Source organism: Streptosporangium sp. NPDC051022 (assembly GCF_040683035.1).
Lineage (GTDB): Bacteria > Actinomycetota > Actinomycetes > Streptosporangiales > Streptosporangiaceae > Streptosporangium.
Genome location: NZ_JBFBCF010000001.1, coordinates 295540 through 312991, shown reverse-complemented (window position 1 = coordinate 312991; position 17452 = coordinate 295540). Strand labels below are relative to the sequence as shown.

Annotated in this window: 16 protein-coding genes; 11 read left to right on the top strand and 5 right to left on the bottom strand. The window is 70.0% G+C overall.

Annotation, left to right across the window (positions count from 1 at the left end; all coding sequences use genetic code 11):
* Positions 1–65: 65 nt before the first annotated feature.
* Complete coding sequence (locus AB0N02_RS01435; RefSeq protein ID WP_363941250.1) at positions 66–806, bottom strand: hypothetical protein; 741 nt, start codon at positions 804–806, stop codon at positions 66–68.
* A 178-nt stretch (positions 807–984) separates the two neighbouring features.
* Here AB0N02_RS01435 and AB0N02_RS01430 point away from each other — a divergent pair, with 178 nt between their 5' ends.
* From AB0N02_RS01430 to AB0N02_RS01400, 7 genes are all read left to right on the top strand, one after another.
* Positions 985–2160, top strand: coding sequence for a Rieske 2Fe-2S domain-containing protein (locus AB0N02_RS01430; RefSeq protein ID WP_363941247.1), 1176 nt, complete (start codon positions 985–987; stop codon positions 2158–2160).
* 23 nt (positions 2161–2183) lie between these two features.
* Positions 2184–2408, top strand: a complete 225-nt coding sequence (locus tag AB0N02_RS01425; protein WP_363941245.1) for a ferredoxin — start codon at positions 2184–2186, stop codon at positions 2406–2408.
* A gap of 96 nt (positions 2409–2504) precedes the next feature.
* Positions 2505–2936, top strand: coding sequence for a hypothetical protein (locus tag AB0N02_RS01420; protein WP_363941242.1), 432 nt, complete (start codon positions 2505–2507; stop codon positions 2934–2936).
* Positions 2936–3814 carry an alpha/beta fold hydrolase gene (locus AB0N02_RS01415; protein ID WP_363941239.1) on the top strand — a complete coding sequence of 293 codons (879 nt, stop codon included), beginning with the start codon at positions 2936–2938 and terminating at the stop codon, positions 3812–3814. Before AB0N02_RS01420 ends, AB0N02_RS01415 begins: the two co-directional genes overlap by 1 nt.
* 95 nt (positions 3815–3909) lie before the next feature.
* On the top strand, positions 3910–5097 hold the full coding sequence (locus AB0N02_RS01410) for an acyl-CoA dehydrogenase family protein (RefSeq protein ID WP_363941237.1): 1188 nt from the start codon (positions 3910–3912) through the stop codon (positions 5095–5097).
* Positions 5098–5134: 37 nt separating this feature from the next.
* A complete protein-coding gene (locus AB0N02_RS01405; protein ID WP_363941235.1) occupies positions 5135–6052 on the top strand; it encodes a VOC family protein in 918 nt (305 codons plus the stop codon).
* Positions 6049–7527: an FAD-dependent oxidoreductase gene (locus AB0N02_RS01400; protein WP_363941233.1), complete on the top strand. Its 1479-nt coding sequence runs from the start codon at positions 6049–6051 to the stop codon at positions 7525–7527. Before AB0N02_RS01405 ends, AB0N02_RS01400 begins: the two co-directional genes overlap by 4 nt.
* A gap of 340 nt (positions 7528–7867) precedes the next feature.
* On the opposite strand, the gene AB0N02_RS01395 is transcribed toward AB0N02_RS01400, so the two are convergent.
* Positions 7868–8350 (bottom strand): nuclear transport factor 2 family protein, encoded by a 483-nt coding sequence (locus AB0N02_RS01395; protein ID WP_363941231.1) that lies wholly within the window; start codon positions 8348–8350, stop codon positions 7868–7870.
* 109 nt (positions 8351–8459) lie between these two features.
* Here AB0N02_RS01395 and AB0N02_RS01390 point away from each other — a divergent pair, with 109 nt between their 5' ends.
* Positions 8460–9089, top strand: coding sequence for a TetR/AcrR family transcriptional regulator (locus tag AB0N02_RS01390; protein ID WP_363941229.1), 630 nt, complete (start codon positions 8460–8462; stop codon positions 9087–9089).
* 171 nt (positions 9090–9260) lie between these two features.
* On the opposite strand, the gene AB0N02_RS01385 is transcribed toward AB0N02_RS01390, so the two are convergent.
* A complete protein-coding gene (locus AB0N02_RS01385) occupies positions 9261–10115 on the bottom strand; it encodes a patatin-like phospholipase family protein (protein WP_363941228.1) in 855 nt (284 codons plus the stop codon).
* Entirely contained in the window at positions 10115–11338 is a 1224-nt protein-coding gene (locus AB0N02_RS01380) for an LLM class flavin-dependent oxidoreductase (RefSeq protein WP_363941226.1), read from the bottom strand. The genes AB0N02_RS01385 and AB0N02_RS01380 overlap by 1 nt, the downstream gene beginning before the upstream one ends.
* A gap of 288 nt (positions 11339–11626) precedes the next feature.
* Here AB0N02_RS01380 and AB0N02_RS01375 point away from each other — a divergent pair, with 288 nt between their 5' ends.
* Complete coding sequence (locus AB0N02_RS01375) at positions 11627–13249, top strand: FAD-binding protein (RefSeq protein WP_363941224.1); 1623 nt, start codon at positions 11627–11629, stop codon at positions 13247–13249.
* A gap of 271 nt (positions 13250–13520) precedes the next feature.
* Here the strand turns inward: AB0N02_RS01375 and AB0N02_RS01370 are convergent, their stop codons facing one another.
* Positions 13521–15770, bottom strand: coding sequence for a transglycosylase domain-containing protein (locus AB0N02_RS01370; protein WP_363941221.1), 2250 nt, complete (start codon positions 15768–15770; stop codon positions 13521–13523).
* A gap of 266 nt (positions 15771–16036) precedes the next feature.
* Between AB0N02_RS01370 and AB0N02_RS01365 the strand changes: the two genes are divergently transcribed.
* Complete coding sequence (locus AB0N02_RS01365) at positions 16037–16396, top strand: BlaI/MecI/CopY family transcriptional regulator (RefSeq protein ID WP_363941220.1); 360 nt, start codon at positions 16037–16039, stop codon at positions 16394–16396.
* Positions 16393–17340, top strand: coding sequence for a M56 family metallopeptidase (locus AB0N02_RS01360; protein ID WP_363941218.1), 948 nt, complete (start codon positions 16393–16395; stop codon positions 17338–17340). Before AB0N02_RS01365 ends, AB0N02_RS01360 begins: the two co-directional genes overlap by 4 nt.
* The last annotated feature ends 112 nt before the right edge of the window (positions 17341–17452 follow it).

Sequence of the window (17452 nt, the reverse complement as noted above, 5' to 3'; positions counted from 1 at the left end):
ATCATCTGTTCACCCAAAGTGACGCGAGCGGCCGCGTGTACGGCTCGCCCATCGGCGTCCGCTGATCAACTCCGGTCGAAGCCGACCCACTCGCGCACCAGATGTCCCTGCAGCTCGTCCGGCAGGAAACCGTCGATGATCTCCCGGACGGCCGGACAGGTGAGGAGCTCCACACCGGCCGTGGCGTTGTCGCAGTACAGCTCGTCGACGGCGAGCCGGGACGAGACCTGGCGGAACTCCCCGGTGGGCAGCTGGCCGGGCTCCTCGATCGGCGCGGTGGCCATCTCCCGGACGATCTCGTTGGTGACGAGCAGCCTGCCGCCGTCGGAGGTCGGCAGGTGCTCGGCCAGGGCGGAGACCAGTTCGCGGCGCAGCCGGACGAGCTCGTCACGGCGGCTCTCCCGGGTCACCTCGACCACCAGCAGGAACTTGGCGGTCGAGCACTGCCCGGACCTGCGGTCGGCGGCCACCGCCGGCTCGGCCTCGAAGCACCGCATGTCGCGGAGGAAGTTGACATGGTCGTGCAGCACGCGTTGGCTGAGGTGGCCCGGTACCCGCGCTTCGGGGTCTCCCGCGAACCGGGGTTCGGAGTCCAGGAAGATGAATCGCCACGCACCCGGTCGCCGGTCGAAACGCCCGCTCAGGTCACGGCTTCGCTCGACCCGGTTCCAGGAGTAACGAGTCACGCGAGGGCTTTCCCGCAGCAGCACGTCCCGCGCGAAGGGGCCGTGCACCTGCTCGTGATGCCGATCCGCCTCCTCGACGGCGCACAGCCGCGAGGGATCGGCCTGGAAGATCTGACGCATGCCGCGGACCCTCACACACGGTGGGGTCGGTGAGAAGGCGGCTCCCGGACATCGGGAGTGGTCTGTTCAGGGCCGCGGTGCGGGATACATGCTCTGACGAACCTGAGACCTGCGCGGCGGGCGGAGCAGCCGGCCCCGAACCGATGGCGCGGGGCCAGACACCGCCGAAAGGATGAGCATGACACAGTCCACGAACACCGAGGACGAGCCGCGCCTGATCGAAGCCGAGGCCGTTCCGAACCGCTTCGCACGCGGGTGGCACTGCCTGGGCCTGGTCCGCGACTTCGCCGACGGCAAGCCCCACTCGGTGCAGGCGTTCGGGACCAAGCTGGTCATCTTCCAGGGCAAGGACGGGGAACTGAAGGCCCTGGACGCCTACTGCCGGCACATGGGCGGCGACCTGAGCCAGGGCACCGTCAAGGACGGCAACGTCGCCTGCCCCTTCCACGACTGGCGGTGGAGCGGCGAGGGCCGGTGCGTCGACATCCCCTACGCGCGCCGCGTTCCGCTGCGCGCGCGGACCCGCGCCTGGCACACGCTCTCCCAGAGCGGCCAGTTCTTCGTCTGGCACGACCCCGAGGGCAACCCGCCGGACCCGGCCCTGCAGCCGCCGGTCGTCGAGGGGTACGGCGAGGACAGCTGGACCGAGTGGATCTGGACCAGCATCGAGATCGACACCAACTGCCGGGAGGTGATCGACAACGTCGTGGACATGGCGCACTTCTTCTACATCCACTACTCGATGCCGACCTACTTCCGGAACGTCTTCGAAGGCCACACCGCGACCCAGTACATGCGGGGCACCACACGTGACGACATGACGCCGCTCGGCAGCACCGAGCAGACCGGCGCGTTCGTCTCGAACAGCCACGAGGCCGCGTACTTCGGTCCGTCGTACATGATCGACAAGGTCGTCAACGAGTACGAGAAGGCGACCAACCGCAGCGTGCTGATCAACTGCCACTACCCGGTGACCGAGAACAAGTTCATCCTGCAGTACGGCGTGATCGTCGAGAAGCAGGGCTCCGTGTCGCCCGAGCTGGCCGAGGCCACCGCCAAGGCGCTCACCGCCCGGCTGCGCACCGGCTTCCTCCAGGACGTGGAGATCTGGGTGAACAAGACCCGGATCGACAACCCGCTGCTGTGCGAGGAGGACGGGCCGGTCTACCAGCTCCGCCGGTGGTACAGCCAGTTCTACGTCGACGCCGCCGACGTCACCGAGGACATGACCAACCGCTTCGAGTACGAGATCGACACGTCGAAGGCGCTGGCGTCCTGGCAGGCCGAGGTCGAGGAGAACCTGCGTCGCAACAACGGCCGGCCGATGCAGATCGCCGACCTGACCGGGTCGTGATGAAGGACCACCGTTTCGAGTCCATGACTCCGCTGGCATGCCCGGCGTGCGACACCCGGGTTCGGGTCCGCAAGGCGAGCGTCACGCAGACCTCGATCCAGTGGGGGCCGGATGCCGCGTCCACCTGCGCGGAGTTCGCCCGCCGCACCGCCGTGGAGCACAGGGACATCACGGCCCCCGGCTGCACGGCGCTCTTCTCGGCCATCGCCGACGCCTACGCGGACGGGTCCCTGCCCCGGATCGACTGACCGGGCCCGGCGACGGCGAAACCCCTGCCGGATGGCGCGGGCCGGTCGCCGCCGACCGGAGGCGCGGCGGCCGGTTCCGGCTTTCGGCCATTTCGGGTGTCCCCACCGCACCGGCCCCTCCCCCGGGCCGGCTTCGACGTGCGGTCCGGCTTCCTCACCGGCGCCAATTCGCTGACCAGGAAGGTCTTCGTCGAGCACGACCACGACATCGCGCCGAACCTCCGGAACATCCGGGAGGACGACCCGTTCCAGCGGTTGTACGACCTGCCGCACACCAGGTCGCTGACGAACACCGGCGGTCACTCATCACCCGAAACGGACGGCCTGCTCGACCGGTTGCAGGTCGCCGCGAACGACAACGAGCGGCTCGCCGCCATCACCAAGATTGAGGAGTTGTGGAAAATGGATGCGCCGAGCGTGGGACTGGGCATGACCACATCGATCGCGGCCTGGAACAAGAAGGTCCACGGGGTCGTCCCGTCCTCGGCCGGCCTGGTGCTCTTCGGCGACGCGTGGATCGAGCGGTGATGGCGGACATCACCTTCGAGGGCACGGAGAAGGTCGTCGAGACCGCGGACGGGCCGCTGCACTACCACGAGGTCGGTGACGGTCCCCCGGTGCTCTTCCTGCACGGGTCGGGCCCCGGCGTCACCGGCTGGCGCAACTTCGGGGAGAACCTGCGGAGCTTCGCCGACCGCTACCGGTGCCTGGTGCTCGACTTCCCGGGGTACGGACTGAGCCACGACACCCCCGGCCATCCGGGTGACGCCTCCCTGGCCTCGGTCACCGCCTTCCTGGACGCGCTCGGGATCGAGCGGGCGCACGTCGTCGGCAACTCGCTCGGCGGCATCGTGGCCGCCCAGTTCGCCATCGCCGCACCGGAGCGGGTCGACCGGCTCGTCACCGTCGGCGGGGTCGGCCGGAACATCCTCAACCCGTTCCCGGGCGAGGGCATCAGGCTGCTGGTGGAGTTCACGGAGGACCCGACCCGGGAACGCCTCGTGCAGTGGCTGCGCTCGATGGTCTTCGACCCGGCGATGGTCACCGAGGAACTGATCGAGCAGCGGTGGCGCCAGGCCACCGAGCCGGCGACCCTGGACACCGCGCGCAGGATCTACGGCCGCGGGAAGCTGGAGGAGCGGGCGGCCGCCGGCGCCGCCGCCGGGATCCCGCCGCTCTGGGCGCAGCTGCACCGGATCAAGGCGCCGACGCTGATCACGTGGGGACGGGACGACCGCGTCACCCCGCTGGAACTGGGGCTGCTGCCCATGCGCGTGATCCCCGACGTGGAACTGCACGTGTTCCCCAACTGCGGGCACTGGGTCATGATCGAGCAGAAGGCGGCGTGGGAGAGCACCGTACTCGCCTTCCTCGACCGCTCGGCGGGATCCTCGTCGCCCGCATGACATCCGCGGTGACTCGCGGATCGGCCCTCACCCCTTGGCCACACCCCCACTAGCAAACACCGCCGTCCAGCCCTGGACGGGATCGAGAGGTCGGGATGTCCGAGAACCAGGTTCTCGCCGTAATCGAAAAGCACGCCGAGGAACTCAAGTCGCTCTCCGAGACCAACGAGAGGCTCGGTCGCCTCAGCGACCGGACCGCCGAGATCCTGCGCGAGGCCGGCGTCATGAAGATGCTGCAGCCCAGGCGGCACGGCGGCCTCGTTTCCACCCCGCGCGAGTTCGCCGAGGTCGTGATGCGGCTGGGGCAACTGGACGGGTCCACCGCGTGGGTGGCGGGTGTCGTGGGAGTGCATCCCTGGGAGATGGCCTTCGCCGACCCCGAGGTGCAGGAGGACATCTGGGGTGAGGACGACAACACCTGGATCGCGTCGCCGTACGCGCCGACCGGTGTGCTCCGGCCGGTCGACGGCGGTTACGTCTTCAACGGCCGCTGGCAGTTCTCCTCCGGAACCGACCACTGCCGGTGGCTGTTCCTCGGCGCGAGGCTGGGCGACGCGGAGGGCACGCCGGTGAACCCGCCGGTCGGATACCACGTGATCATCCCGCGCTCCGACTACACGATCGTCCCGGACTCGTGGGATGTCGTCGGCCTGCGTGGCACCGGGAGCAAGGACATCGTCGTCGAGAACGCCTTCGTCCCGGCGAACCGGGTGCTGAGCACTCTGAAGGTGCTCGAAGGCGAGCTGGCCCGCGAGCTCGGCGTCGAGGACCCGCTGTTCCACGTGCCGTTCTCCGCGGCGTTCCCGCTCGGCATCACCGCGTCGGTCGTCGGCATGGCGGAGGGCGGCCTGGCCGAGGTCCAGGAGCAGGCCCGTAAGCGTGTGCGGGTCACCGGCGCGCACGCCGTGGAGGACCCGCACCTGCTCTACAGCCTCGGCGAGGCCGCGGCCGAGATCCACGCCGCACGGGCCGCGCTGCTGGAGAACGCCACCCGGCTGTACGACAGGGTCGTGGCCGGAGAGGAGATCACCTTCCAGGACCGCGCCCACGGCCGGCGGATCCAGGTTCAGGCGGCCTGGCGCGCCGTAGGGGCCCTCGACCAGGTCGTGGCCCGCGCGGGCGGGAACGCGATGCGGATGTCCAGCCCGGTGCAGCGGTTCTGGCGTGACGCCCACATGGGACTGACCCACGCGATCCACGTGACCGGGACGGTCATGCAGGCCTCCGCGATGACCGACCTGGGGCTGAACGTCCCGCCCGGCCCGCTGCGCTTCTTCATCTGAACCGACCGGCTCGATCGAGGGAAGGAACACCATTCCCATGACACATCTACGTGGGCTCGGCTATCTGATCGTGCAGGCGCGCGATCTGCCGCGATGGCGCGAGCTCACTCTCGACGGACTCGGCTTCGCCGAAGGCAGCGGGCCGCACCCCGAGGGGCTCTACCTGCGGATGGACGAACGTCCGGCCCGCCTGGCGGTACTGCCGGGTGATGTCGACCGGGTTCTCGCGGTCGGCTGGGAGGTCCGCGACCAGTTCGCGCTGGCCGCCGTCACCGAGGCCGTCGAGAAGGCCGGCATCGCGGTGGAGAGGCTCTCCGAGGAGATCGCCGACGAGCGCGGCGTCGAAACGCTGATCGGTTTCACCGATCCGGCCGGCACCCCGGTCGAGGTCTTCTTCGGCCCGCGGCTGGACCACAGCCCGGTGCGCACGGGGTACGCCCAAACGTTCGTCACCGGCCCGCAGGGCATGGGGCACGTGGTACTGCCGACCACGAAGGCGCCGGAGACCGTCGCGTTCTACACCGAGGTGATGGGTTTCCTGCCGCGCGGCGCGTTCCGGCTCCGGTCCGGGGCACGGCTGCGCTTCATGGGCGTCAACCAGCGCCACCACAGCCTCGCCGTGGCGGCCGCTCCGCACGGTGAGCCCCCGGGCGTGATTCACCTGATGGTCGAGGTCGAGGACCTCGACACGGTCGGACGCGCGCTTGACCGGGTCAAGGAGCTCGGCTTCGGGATCTCCTCGACTCTGGGCCGGCACACCAACGACAAGATGGTCTCCTTCTACGTCCGGGCTCCCGGCGGCTGGGACATCGAGTACGGCTGCGGCGGGCTGCTCGTGGACGAGACCCACTACACCGCCGAGGAGATCACGGCGGACAGCTACTGGGGTCACGACTGGTCGGGCGGCGAGCCGCCGGCCGCGTTCGTGCCCGTGACGAGTCAGGAGGCGAAGTGAGCACGGACATCGACGTGACCCCGGTCCAGGCGCACTCCATCGAGAGCTTCGACCACGAGACCGACGTGCTGGTCATCGGTTTCGGGATGGCCGGCGCCGCGGCGGCGTTCGAGGCCGCCGGCGCGGGCGCGCGGACGATCGTCCTGGAGCGGGCCAGCGGCCCCGGCGGGTCGTCGGCGATGTCCGGAGGGGAGATCTACCTGGGCGGCGGCACCTCGGTGCAGCGGGCCTGCGGTTTCGAGGACAGCCCGGACGCGATGTACCGGTATCTCGAGGCGGCGCTCGGCCCGTACGTCGACACCGAGAAGCTCCGCCTCTACTGCGACGGAAGCCCTGAGCTCTTCGAGTGGTTCGTGGCGCGGGGCGTCACGTTCAAGAACTCGTTCTTCGACCGTCCCGCGTGGATCCCGCCCACCGACGACGGGCTGATGTGGCTGGGTGAGAACGCGTCGCCGTACCGCCGTCTGGCGACGCCGGCGCCCCGGGGGCACCGTCCGCAGGTCGAGTGGTCCGGTGGCGGCGTGCTCATGCAGCGGATGGTGGCCGCGGTCGCCGAGGCCGGCGCGACGACCCACACCGACACCCTGGTGACGAACCTGGTGGTCGATCAGGGCCGGATCGTCGGCGTCGTCGCCAGGAAGTACGGCGAGCAGGTCACCTACCGCGCCGGCAAGGGCGTGGTGATCACCACGGGCGGCTTCGTCGACAACGAGCAGATGCTCGCGCACCACGCGCCGCTGCTGGTCGGCCACGGCAAGGTCAGTGACGGCCTCGACGACGGCAGCGGGATCCGGATGGCCGCGGCGCTCGGCGCGAACACGCGGCGGATGTCGGTCACCCAGCTCGCCCTCAACGTGATCCCCGGGCTCGTGGCGCGCGGGATCCTCGTCAACGCCCGCGGGGAGCGGTTCGTCGCCGAGGACTCCTACCCCGGTCACCTCAGCGTCGAGGCGATCCGGAACCAGCCGGGGCCGTACTGGGTGATCGTCGACCAGGAGGGCTTCGAGGAGGTGCTGGAGATCGATCTGCTCGGCACCGTCCCGACGCACGCGGAGGAGGACGCCGCCGAGCTGGAGAAGGCCCTGGAGATGGTGCCGGGCACGCTCCAGTCGACGATCGAGCTCTACAACGCCTACGCCGAGAAGGGCGAGGACCCGATCTTCGGGAAGCAGGAGCGGTGGATCCGCCCGCTGCGCGGTCCGCTGGCCGCGATCGACCCGCGGGTCATCCGCCGCGCCTCCTCCGAGATCAAGCAGGTCGGCACGGGCATCATCGGGTTCACCCTCGGCGGGCTGCACACCACGGCCGACGGCGAGGTGCTCGACGTCTCCGGCAACAAGATCTCCGGCCTGTTCGCCGCGGGACGAGCCGCCTCCGGGATCCACGGGTCCGACTACGTGAGCGGCACCTCACTCGGCGACGGCGCCTTCTTCGGCCGCCGGGCCGGGCGGGCCGCGGCGGGGGTCGCCGTTTAGCGCCCCGGCGTGAAGGTGTCATCGTCCGCGGCGTGAGCCCGAAGCGTTCACGCCGCGGACGGCGCTCCGGACGGCGCTCCGGACGGGCCACACGGGGCCGCGCCGGGCTGTACTGGGCCGTACTTGGGCCGCATCGGGCATCCCGTGCGCCATTCGGAGCGCTGCGTTCACGGCGGCGTGCCCGTATGGCGCGCCTTTGCGTGGCGACGAACCGGCTGGATTCAGCGATATGTCCAGCAAAAGGCGATATGTCCGGCAAGTGGAGTTCAGCGTGTCGGCATAACTGTGCCCCGGCGTATTTCGCGATTATCACCGGGAGATGTCGTCGGCGATGGCACCGTCACCGGATCGCGTGGAGCATCACCCTCGGCTCCTCAATCCAGTCCAGATGAACCTCACGGCGCGCCAGAAACCACTTATTCGCAATAAAACGGTAGCTGTCGAGATAGCGGATGTTCCATACCGAGCAGCTCGCGGCGCCGTTTCCGTCCACGGTGAGATGGGCGGCCCGGCAGACCACCCGCCCCGTCGCGTCGTGCTCGCCGGCGCCCGCCTCGAAGGTGACGCCGACCACCGCGTGCTGGGTGAGGGGGACGTGCGCCAGGGCGCTCACCGCGGCGCTGATCCCGTCGCGCCCCATCGTGACAACGGTCGGGGAGAAACTCTCCGGCGGCCGGGGAGTGACCAGAACCCCGTCGTCGAGAAAGAGTTCTCCCACGCCGGTGAAGTCCTTGACGTCCATTGCCCGCGCATAGCGGTGGACGAGGTCCTCGAGAGCGGACCGTGTGGCGCCGGGGACGATCGTCCTCGTTTCGCTATTCATGGCCGACAGTGTCGACCGTGCGTCCGCATCGGAACACCTCACTCCCGCAGAGTGAGAGTGTAAACATCATTAGTACCGCGGAGGGCGAATGGTCGGCTACTGTCTTTGCGTGTCCCAACGAATCCGTCAAACCAAACGTGGCAGCCTCGCCGCGGCGGGCGGTATCGAACGTCTTCACGAGGTCGCCACCGGGCTCTTCGCTCAGCGGGGCTACGGCGAGACGAGCATGAAAGAGATCGCCGACGCTCTCGGCATCCAGCCGCCGAGCATCTACAACTACGTCTCCTCGAAGCAGGCGATCCTCGACGCGGTGTGCCTGGAGACCATGCAGGGGGCGGCCACGGCGGTCAAGACGGGGCTGACCCTGTGCGATGACGTGGTTGTCCAGGTCAAGCGGGGGATCGAGGAGCAGGTACGTTATCGGCTCGCCCACAGCGACGCGATCCTGGTGCTGACCCGGGAGACGCTGAACCTCTCCCCGCGTGTGCGGACCGACGTCATCGCACTGCGCGACGAGCAACGTGAGATGTGGTTCCAGGTGATCGAGCGGGGCGTTCACGAGGGGGTCTTCACCTCGCCCAACTCCCGCCTCACCGCGTTGTTGCTGCAGGACATGTGCAACTGGCTGCAACTGCTCCACTTCACGCGCGAACAGCCGACACCCACGGCGCAGTTGATCTACTGGTACGGCGAGCAGGCGCTGAATCTCCTGATGCCCGCCCCTCGCCGGCCGATCTGACCGCCGGCAGGCCGAGGCACGGCGCCGGAGTCGACGAGGCGACTTCCCCCGGATCGACCGGCGGCCCCCTGGATCAGTAGGCGGTCTCCCCCGTACCGCCGATATGCCCCCCGAACCGCCGGTACGGCCCCTGAACCGCGAAGATCCAGGGGCCGTACGGAGGAATACCGGTCAGGACAGCCAGGCACGCAACCGGGCGGCCAGTTGGAGGCCCTGCGCGTGCCCGGCCCGCGCGCAGGCCGGGCGGACCGCCGGATCGAGCGGGTTCGCGCCGCGTGCCACGCCGGACGCCTCGTCCGGTGTGATCCGGAAGACCTGGCTTTCGGGGCCCAGCTCCTTGACGTCCGCGGTCTCGGCGAGCTCCGCCGCCTCGACGACCACCACCCGGCGGTGCCCAACGGCCAGGTCGGCGTTGACGCCCGACCGCATCCCGCCGTCCATGTAGCGTCGGCCGCCGATGGTGACGGCCGGCCACACCCCCGGTACCGCGCAGCTCGCGGCCACCGCGTCGACGAGGTCGACCCCGGACGCTCGGGTGAAGACCGTGAAGTCGCCGGTGACCGCGTCGACCGCGGTGACCAGAAGCGCCCGGTGCGGCCACTCCCCGGCCAGCAGGCGAGCGGCCACCTGCGCCCGCCGCACCTTCTCCGGAACCCGGTCCGCGCGAAGAGCCACGGCGCCGATGCCCCGCAGTACCTCGACCGGGTCGGCGGAGCCGGTCCGGATCGCGTCGAGTTCCTGACGCAGGGCTCCAAGGTCCATGTCGATCACTGGTTCGAGGGTCGAGGACGCGTCGACCTGCTCCGCGAAGAGATCCCGCAGCGTACGCCCGCAGGCGATCTGGGTGGCCACCACCGAGCCGGCCGAGGTACCGACCAGCAGTTCGGCGTCGCCGAGATTCACGCCGCCCTCGGCCAGACCGAGTGCCAGCCCGGTCTCCCAGGCGATGGCGGCGACGCCGCCACCGCCCAGGACGACCGCGAAGGGCGCGGCGCCGGGTCGCGCCCCCGACGTGTCGGTCGTCATCAGCCGACCGCACCGCCCACGACGGTCTCGACCTCGAGAAGCTCCGGGCTGCCCAGGTTGTGCTCGTGCAACGGCGTCTTCATCGCCTGAACCACCGGCAGCACCTCCTGGGCGAACAGCTTCAGGCTGCTCTGCGCCTCGGCCGCCGACTTGCCGCCGTGCGCCGGGTGCACGATCAGGTACTCAAGGCTGATGGCCTCCTGCAGGGCCTGGATCTTCTCGATGAGCTGGTCCGGCGTGCCGACCAGTTCGGCGCTCTTGAGGCGGCCCTGCCCCTCGTCCTCGGCGATCTGCTTCGACTGGTCGAACTTCGCCGCGTAGTCCTCGTAGCCCTTGGTGCTGGCGAAGTCGACGTCGTTCTTCCACATCGCGTAGTGGTTACGCGCCGCCCAGCTCTGCTGCGCCACGTACCGGCGGCCGTTGTCGATCTCCTCGGGGTCGGTCGAGCAGTGCAGGTAGAGCATGGTCGTCGGCTGGTTGGGGGCGTGCCCCTGCTGGGCCCGGATCGCGTTGAACTTGGCGACCTGCGTCCGCATCTGGTCGAGCGTCTCCGCCGCGACGAACATCTGCCCGAGCCCCAGCCGGGCCGCCATCTGCATGGAGGAGGGCGTGTTGAACGCCGCCTTGACGTTGTCGAACAGGCGCCCCTTGTTTCGCGGCCTCGGGCGGACGCTCACGTCCTTGAGGTTGTAGTACCGGCCCTCGTAGGAGAAGCACTCATTCTCGTCGGACGCCTTGAGGATCTCGACCATCTCGCTGAACCGGTCGCGAGCCTCCTCGCGGGGGATGCCGAAGGCCTCGTACTCGTGGGCCGCGACGCCGCGCCCCAGCCCGACGTGGAACCGCCGCCCCTTCAGCAGCGTGTCGAGCATGCCGATCTCGTGGATGAGCTTCATCGGCTGCCACCACGGCAGCACCAGCACGGCCGACCCCACGTCGATGCGCTCCGTGCGCCCCGCCCAGTAGGAGAGCCACTGCAACGGGTTCGACTGCATCGAGTACGGCGAACCGTAGTGCTCGGCGCACCAGAGCGAGTCGAAACCGAGCGGCTCGACCATCTCGCCCAGCGCGAGGGTGTTGTCGACGATGTCCACGTCGCGCCGCTCCGGCAGCGACGTGTAGTCGCCGGCCAGCACGCGATGCCAGTCCTTCTGGTTGTAGCTGGTCACCATGACGCCAACCTGCACCTGGGACTCCTCAGTCTCGACGCGTGAGTCGTTCACACGTGGCTCTTTGGCTAACGGCCGGTAGCTTGGAACCCGCCCCGGGAAACGGACAAGACCACTCCCGCCCACCGGACGGGGCACGGCGTCGCGGCCCCTCCGCCGGCCCACCGGGCGTCACCCCTGATCGCGGGAAGCTACGGCTCCCGCGCCGAGAAGGGAACCTGACTCCCACAGACCAGGAGCATCTGTCCGAGGAGTGGGAGTGGTATGGGCAATCCGCGCCCGGCTCTGTTGGATGTGCCCGTGCTGCAACACCAGCGCAACGGGTTGAAGGGAGCTAGCCGGATGGCGGAGTTTGACGAAGAGGTCGATATCGTCGTGGTCGGTTCCGGCGGCGGCGCTCTGGCGGGTGCCCTGACCGCCGGTGCCCAGGGGGCGCGAACCCTCGTCCTGGAGAAGACCGGCTACTTCGGCGGCACCTCGGCGTACTCCGGTGCGGGCCTGTGGATGCCGGGAACCCGGGTGCACCGGCGCGAGGGGCTGGACGACTCGGTGGACAAGGCGCGCGACTACTGGCTGGCGGTCGTCGGCGACGGCGAGCCGGAGCGGCGCGAGGCCTACCTGACCTCGGCGCCGACCGTGGTGGACTTCCTGGAGTCGCACGACGAGATCGCCTTCCAGTTCCGGATGTTCCCCGACTACTACGACGCGCCCGGCCGGATGCCGCAGGGGCGTTCCATCTTCCCCCTGGACCTCCCGCAGAGTGAGCTGGGAGATCTGATCCACGTGCTGCGCCCGCCGGTCTCGGAGGACCGCAACGGCCAGGGGCACCTCGAAGGCGATCTCAACGGCGGGCGGGCGCTGATCGGCCGCTACCTGATGGCTCTGCGCAACTACGAGAACGTGGAACTGCGGCGGCGGACCCGGCTCGAAAGCCTCATCGTCGAAGACGATGCCGTCGTCGGGGTCGAGGTGAGCAGCGACCGGGGCCGTTCCCGGATCCGGGCACGTCAGGGCGTTCTCCTGAGCGCGGGCGGCTTCGAGCAGAACGCCGAGTGGCGCACCCGGCAGCAGACCCCGGGCAAGGCCGAGTGGAGCATGGCGCCCCGGGGCGCGAACACCGGGGACGCCATCAGAGCGGGCATCGAGGCGGGCGCGGCCACGCGTCTGATGAACGAGGCCTGGTGGTGCCCGGGGATCGTCAACCCGGACGGGGACGTGTCCTTCATGCTCGCCGTGCGCGGCGGTTTCGTGGTGGATTCCTCCGGCCGCCGGTATCTCAACGAGTCCCTGCCCTACGACCGGTTCGGCCGGGAGATGTTCGCCGGCTGTGCCCCCGGCGAAACCCGCACCCCCTCGTGGGTCGTTTTCGACAGTCGCTGGGGCGGAGAACTTCCCGCCAACGTGATCCCGTACCGGACGCCGGAGCAGCATCTCTCCGCGGGCACCTGGGTGCGGGCGGACACGATCGAGGAACTGGCCGAGAAGCTCGGCATGGATCCGGCCGTCCTCGGGGCCACCACCGAGCGGTTCAACAGCCACGCCGCGAGCGGGCATGACGGGGACTTCGACCGCGGCGAGGACGTTTACGATCGGTTCTTCGCGGACGCCGCCGATCAGCCCAACCCGGTCCTGGTACCGGTGAAGCAGGCGCCGTTCTTCGCCGCCCGGCTCGTGCTGGGTGACCTCGGCACCAAGGGTGGTCTGGTGACCAACGGCGACGCGCAGGTGCTGCGTCCCGACGGCTCTCCCATCAAGGGCCTTTACGCGGCCTCCAATTCGAGCGCGAACGTGAGCGGTCCCTGCTATCCGGGCCCCGGAGTGCCCCTGGCCAGCGCGATGGTGTACTCCTACCGGGCGGTCCGCCATATGGCGGACGCGCCGCTCGAGTTCCCCGACCTCCGCCTCGGTGACCAGACGGTCGCCTCGGGGAACAAACAGGTCATCCGACGGGGTGCCCTCACCTGACCGAGGCTCACTCGGGGCTCACTCGGGGCTCACCCGGGACTCACTCGGGCCCCGATCGGGGCCCGGTCGGGGCCCGGTCGGGGCCCGGTCGGGGCCCCATCGTGACCGGCATGCGGCGGCCCCGGAACCTGCCTGGTCTTCGGGTCAGGCCGCCGCCCAGGGGCGGAGCGCGGTGGTGACCGGGCCGCCGCCGGGGCCCGGCCGCGACCCCGTGTCTCCTGGCCCCGGCCGCGACCCCGTCTCTCCTGGCCCCGGCCGTGACCCGTTTCTCCTAGCCTCGGCCGTTCGAGTGGCCGTTGCCGTTCTGGCGGCCGCGGTCACCGCCGGGACCGTTGCCGCCGCCCGGGCCGCCGCGATCGGGGCCGCCCTGGTCGGGGCCGTTGACGTCGGTGTTCCGGTCGGGGCCGCCGTCGTTCGACGGAGGCGGCGCGGGCTGGCAGCTCTGGCCGCAGCCGCCGAACCGCGCCGCGTTGATCGGGGTGAACGACGTCGGGTCGACGTTCTTCAGCGCCGCCAGCATCGTGTCCTTCCAGATCGGCCCCGGGATGCTGGCACCGGCCACCACACCGTAATAGCGGCCGCCGATGGTGACGCCGGTCAGCTTGTGGTTCTGCGAGCCGCGCGGGTCACCGATGCTGACGGCACCGGCCAGGTCCGGGGTGAATCCGGCGAACCAGGCGGTGGCGTAGCTGTCGGTGGTGCCGGTCTTGCCCGCCGCGTCACGACCGATGCCGCCGACGCCGCGCATGGTGCCCTTGGTGAACACCCCGGACAGGACGTCGGCCGCCGCGTCGGCGACCTCGGGGTCGAGCGCCTGACGGCACTTGGGCTTGTAGACGGTGGTCTTGCCGTCGCGATCGGTGATCTGGGCGATCGCCGTCGGCGCGCAGTACTTGCCGCGGGCGGCGATCGAGGCGTAGGCGTTGGCCACGGTCACCGGGTCCATCTCGTTGATGCCGAGCGTGAACGTCTCGTACTCCTGGAGCTTGTTCCCGTCGGAGCGGTGGATGCCCAGCGACTTGGCGGTCTTGATCGTGTCGCAGAGCCCGACCTGCTGCTCCAGCGTCATGAAGAACGTGTTCACCGAACCCCACGTGCCCGTCTGCAGGGTCCGCCAGCCGGGAGAGCCCTCGTCGTTGGTGACGGTGTGGGTCGGGTCGCCGATGTTCTCGCCCTTGCAGTTCTTGAACGTCGAGTAGCCCGGCGCGCGGTAACCCGCGCCGACGCTGAAACCGTCGTTGACCTTCATGCCCTTGCTCAGGGCGGTGAGCAGGGTGAAGGTCTTGAAGGTGGACCCGGCCTGGAAGCCGATGCCGCCGCCGTGCGCGGCGTCCGCGATGAGGTTGTAGGCCATCTCGTGCTTGGCCGCGTCCTGGCCGTACGGCCGGCTGGCCGACATGGCCCTGATGGCCCCGGTGCCCGGCTGGATCAGCGCCTCGGAGGCCACCGGGTTGTCGGAGGGGTGGACCCACTTGCTGATCGCGTTGTCCGCCGCCGCCTGCATGGCCGGGTCGATCGTGGTCCTGACCGTCAGACCGCCGCGGTTGAGGAGCTTGAGACGATCCGCGGACGTCTTCCCGAAGTCAGGATTTTTCAGGATGTCGTTGCGGACGTAGATGCAGAAGTACGGATACTTGCTGGACTCGCAGCCGCCGGGCAGCTTCGTGCCCTTGTATCGGAGGCCGGTGGCCTTCGCCTTCGCCGCCTCGTCCGGAGTTATCTTGCCCAGCTCGGCCATCCGGTCCAGCACGACGTTGCGCCGTTTCAGCAGCCGCTCACGCTGCTTCCTGCCCAGGTTGGGGTCGGTGGCGTTGGGGTTCTGCACGGCGCCCGCCAGCGTCGCCGCCTGCGGCAGGGTGAGCGCGTCCGCCTTGACGCCGAAGAACCGCTTGGCCGCCGCCTCGACGCCGTAGGCGCCCGCGCCGAAGTAAGCGATGTTCAGGTATTTGCCCAGGATCTCGTCCTTGGGGTACTTCTTCTCCACCGCCATCGCGTACCGCAGCTCCTTGAGCTTGCGCGCGTAGCTGGCCTCGAGCGCCTTGTTCCGCTCGGCGTCGGTGTCGGCGGAGTTGAGCAGCACCTGCTTGACGTACTGCTGGGTGATGCTGGAGCCTCCCTGGGCCACCCCGCCCGCCTGCAGGTTCCTGGCGAACGCCCGGATGGTGCCCTCGACGTCGATCGGGCCGTGCTCGTAGAAGCGGTAGTCCTCGATCGAGACGATGGCCGTCTTCATGATCGGGGCGATCTGGTCGAGCTTGACGACCTCGCGGTACTGCTCGTAGAACCGTGCGATCTCGTTGCCCTTGACGTCCTGCACGACCGTGACCTCCGCCGGAGGCGGCTCGACCAGGTCCTCGGGCGCGAGGTTCACCTCGTTGGTCGCCGATATGAGACCGATGCCCGCGCCTCCCACGGCCGGTAACGCGAGCCCGGCGACCACCGCCCCCGCCGCCACTCCCGTGGCGGCGAGAAGAGCGATCTTCGACACGACTCCCGACTGCACCTCACCCCGACTTGGCATGGGACAAGCCTATGGGCCCCCAAGCCGTCCCCCGCCACACGGCCGTTCCGCCAGGAAAATGGAAAATCTTCCCCATATTGGGCTTATCTGGGCGACCCACCCCATACCCCGGTGGCCCGTGCACACCTCACGGGCGGGGTCGCGCCAGATCGTCATCACCGCTCACCGGAGGCGCCGTGGCGGCGCGCTCGCCGCGAGCCGCCCGCCTCGTGGCCGGTAGCCTTCTGGGTGAAGGACGGCCACGAAAGAGGTGGAGGGGCTGACGGGTGCGGCTCGGCAACCTGGAACGTTCGATCATGGAAACGTTGTGGAACCACCCCGGGGGTATGTTCGCCCAGGACCTGGCCGACGCCCTGCCCTCGACGCCCGCGGTCACGACCGTGTTGACCGTGCTGGTGCGGCTGTCGCGTAAGGGACTGGTCACGCGCGAGCGCGTCGGCCGGGCCCACCTGTACCGCGCGGCCGGCGGCAAGGACGTCTTCGTCGCCGAGGCCATGCGTGAGGTGCTCGATGACGCCGGCGACGTGGAGGCCGCGGTCAGCCGTTTCGTCGGCAGCGTGTCGCCACAGGTGGCCGCCGCTCTGCGCGAGGCGCTCAACAGCCGGGACCTGGGCGAGGCGCCGTGACCGCCTGGCTGATCGCCGCGGCTGTGGCGCTGCTCCCGCTGCTGCTGAGCGGCCGGGCGGCCGAGCGGCTGGCCGGGGCCGGATGGACGCGTCGCTGTCCTCGCGCCGCCTTGATCATGTGGCAGGCGATCGGGCTGGCCGGCGGGATGGGCGCGATCGGCATCGGCCTGGTGGCCGCGGTGGCACCGCTCGCCGCGGTGTTCCCGCACGGCGCGCACACCCTGTTCCAGCAGATCGTCGAGGGCCGGGGCCTGGACGGTCTGGGGCCGGCGCACGTCGCCGCGCTCGCGTGGAGCGTCGGCCTGATCGGCTGGCTGGCGCTGCACACGGTACGGACCGCACTGGGCACGGTCCGGAGCCGGCGCCGGCAGCGGCTGCTGGTGGACATCGTGGCCGACCCGGACGTGCTGCGTGACGCCTACGTGCTGCCCGGCGAGCGGCCGGTGGCCTACTGCATTCCCGGCCGCCGGGCCCGCATCGTGCTCAGCGCGGGAGCGGTGAAGCTTCTGGGCGACGAGGAGCTTGAGGCGGTGCTCGATCACGAACGGGCGCACGCCGCGGGGCGTCACGACCTGCTGCTGCTTCCGTTCCTGGCGCTCGCGCAGGCGTTTCCCCGGCTTCCCGCCGCGCGCACGGCCCGTCAGGTCGTCCCCGCGCTGCTGGAGATGCTGGCCGATGACCGGGCCCGCCGGGCGCACGGCGAACTGCCGCTGGCCCGCGCGCTGGTGCGGATGGCCGCCACCGCGACCGGCCCCGCCCCGGCGGGCGGTCTGGCTCTGGCAGACACCGCGGTCGTCCATCGTCTGGAGCGGTTGATAAGCGGTCCGCAACGGCAACCGCGCTGGGTACCCGCCGCGGCTTACTGCGCCGCGGGCCTGCTCCTGAGTGGGCCGGCGGCCGTGCTGGTCACGCCCGTGCTGTGCATCACCCTCTGGCGAATCTGAGACATCGGCCGCCCCGCGCCACCACCGGAACCCGGCCGGGCACGCCGGCCAAAGGCGCCCGCCGCCGCCGAGAGGACCGATCCCGGCTCCTTACAACTCTCATATCCGGCAC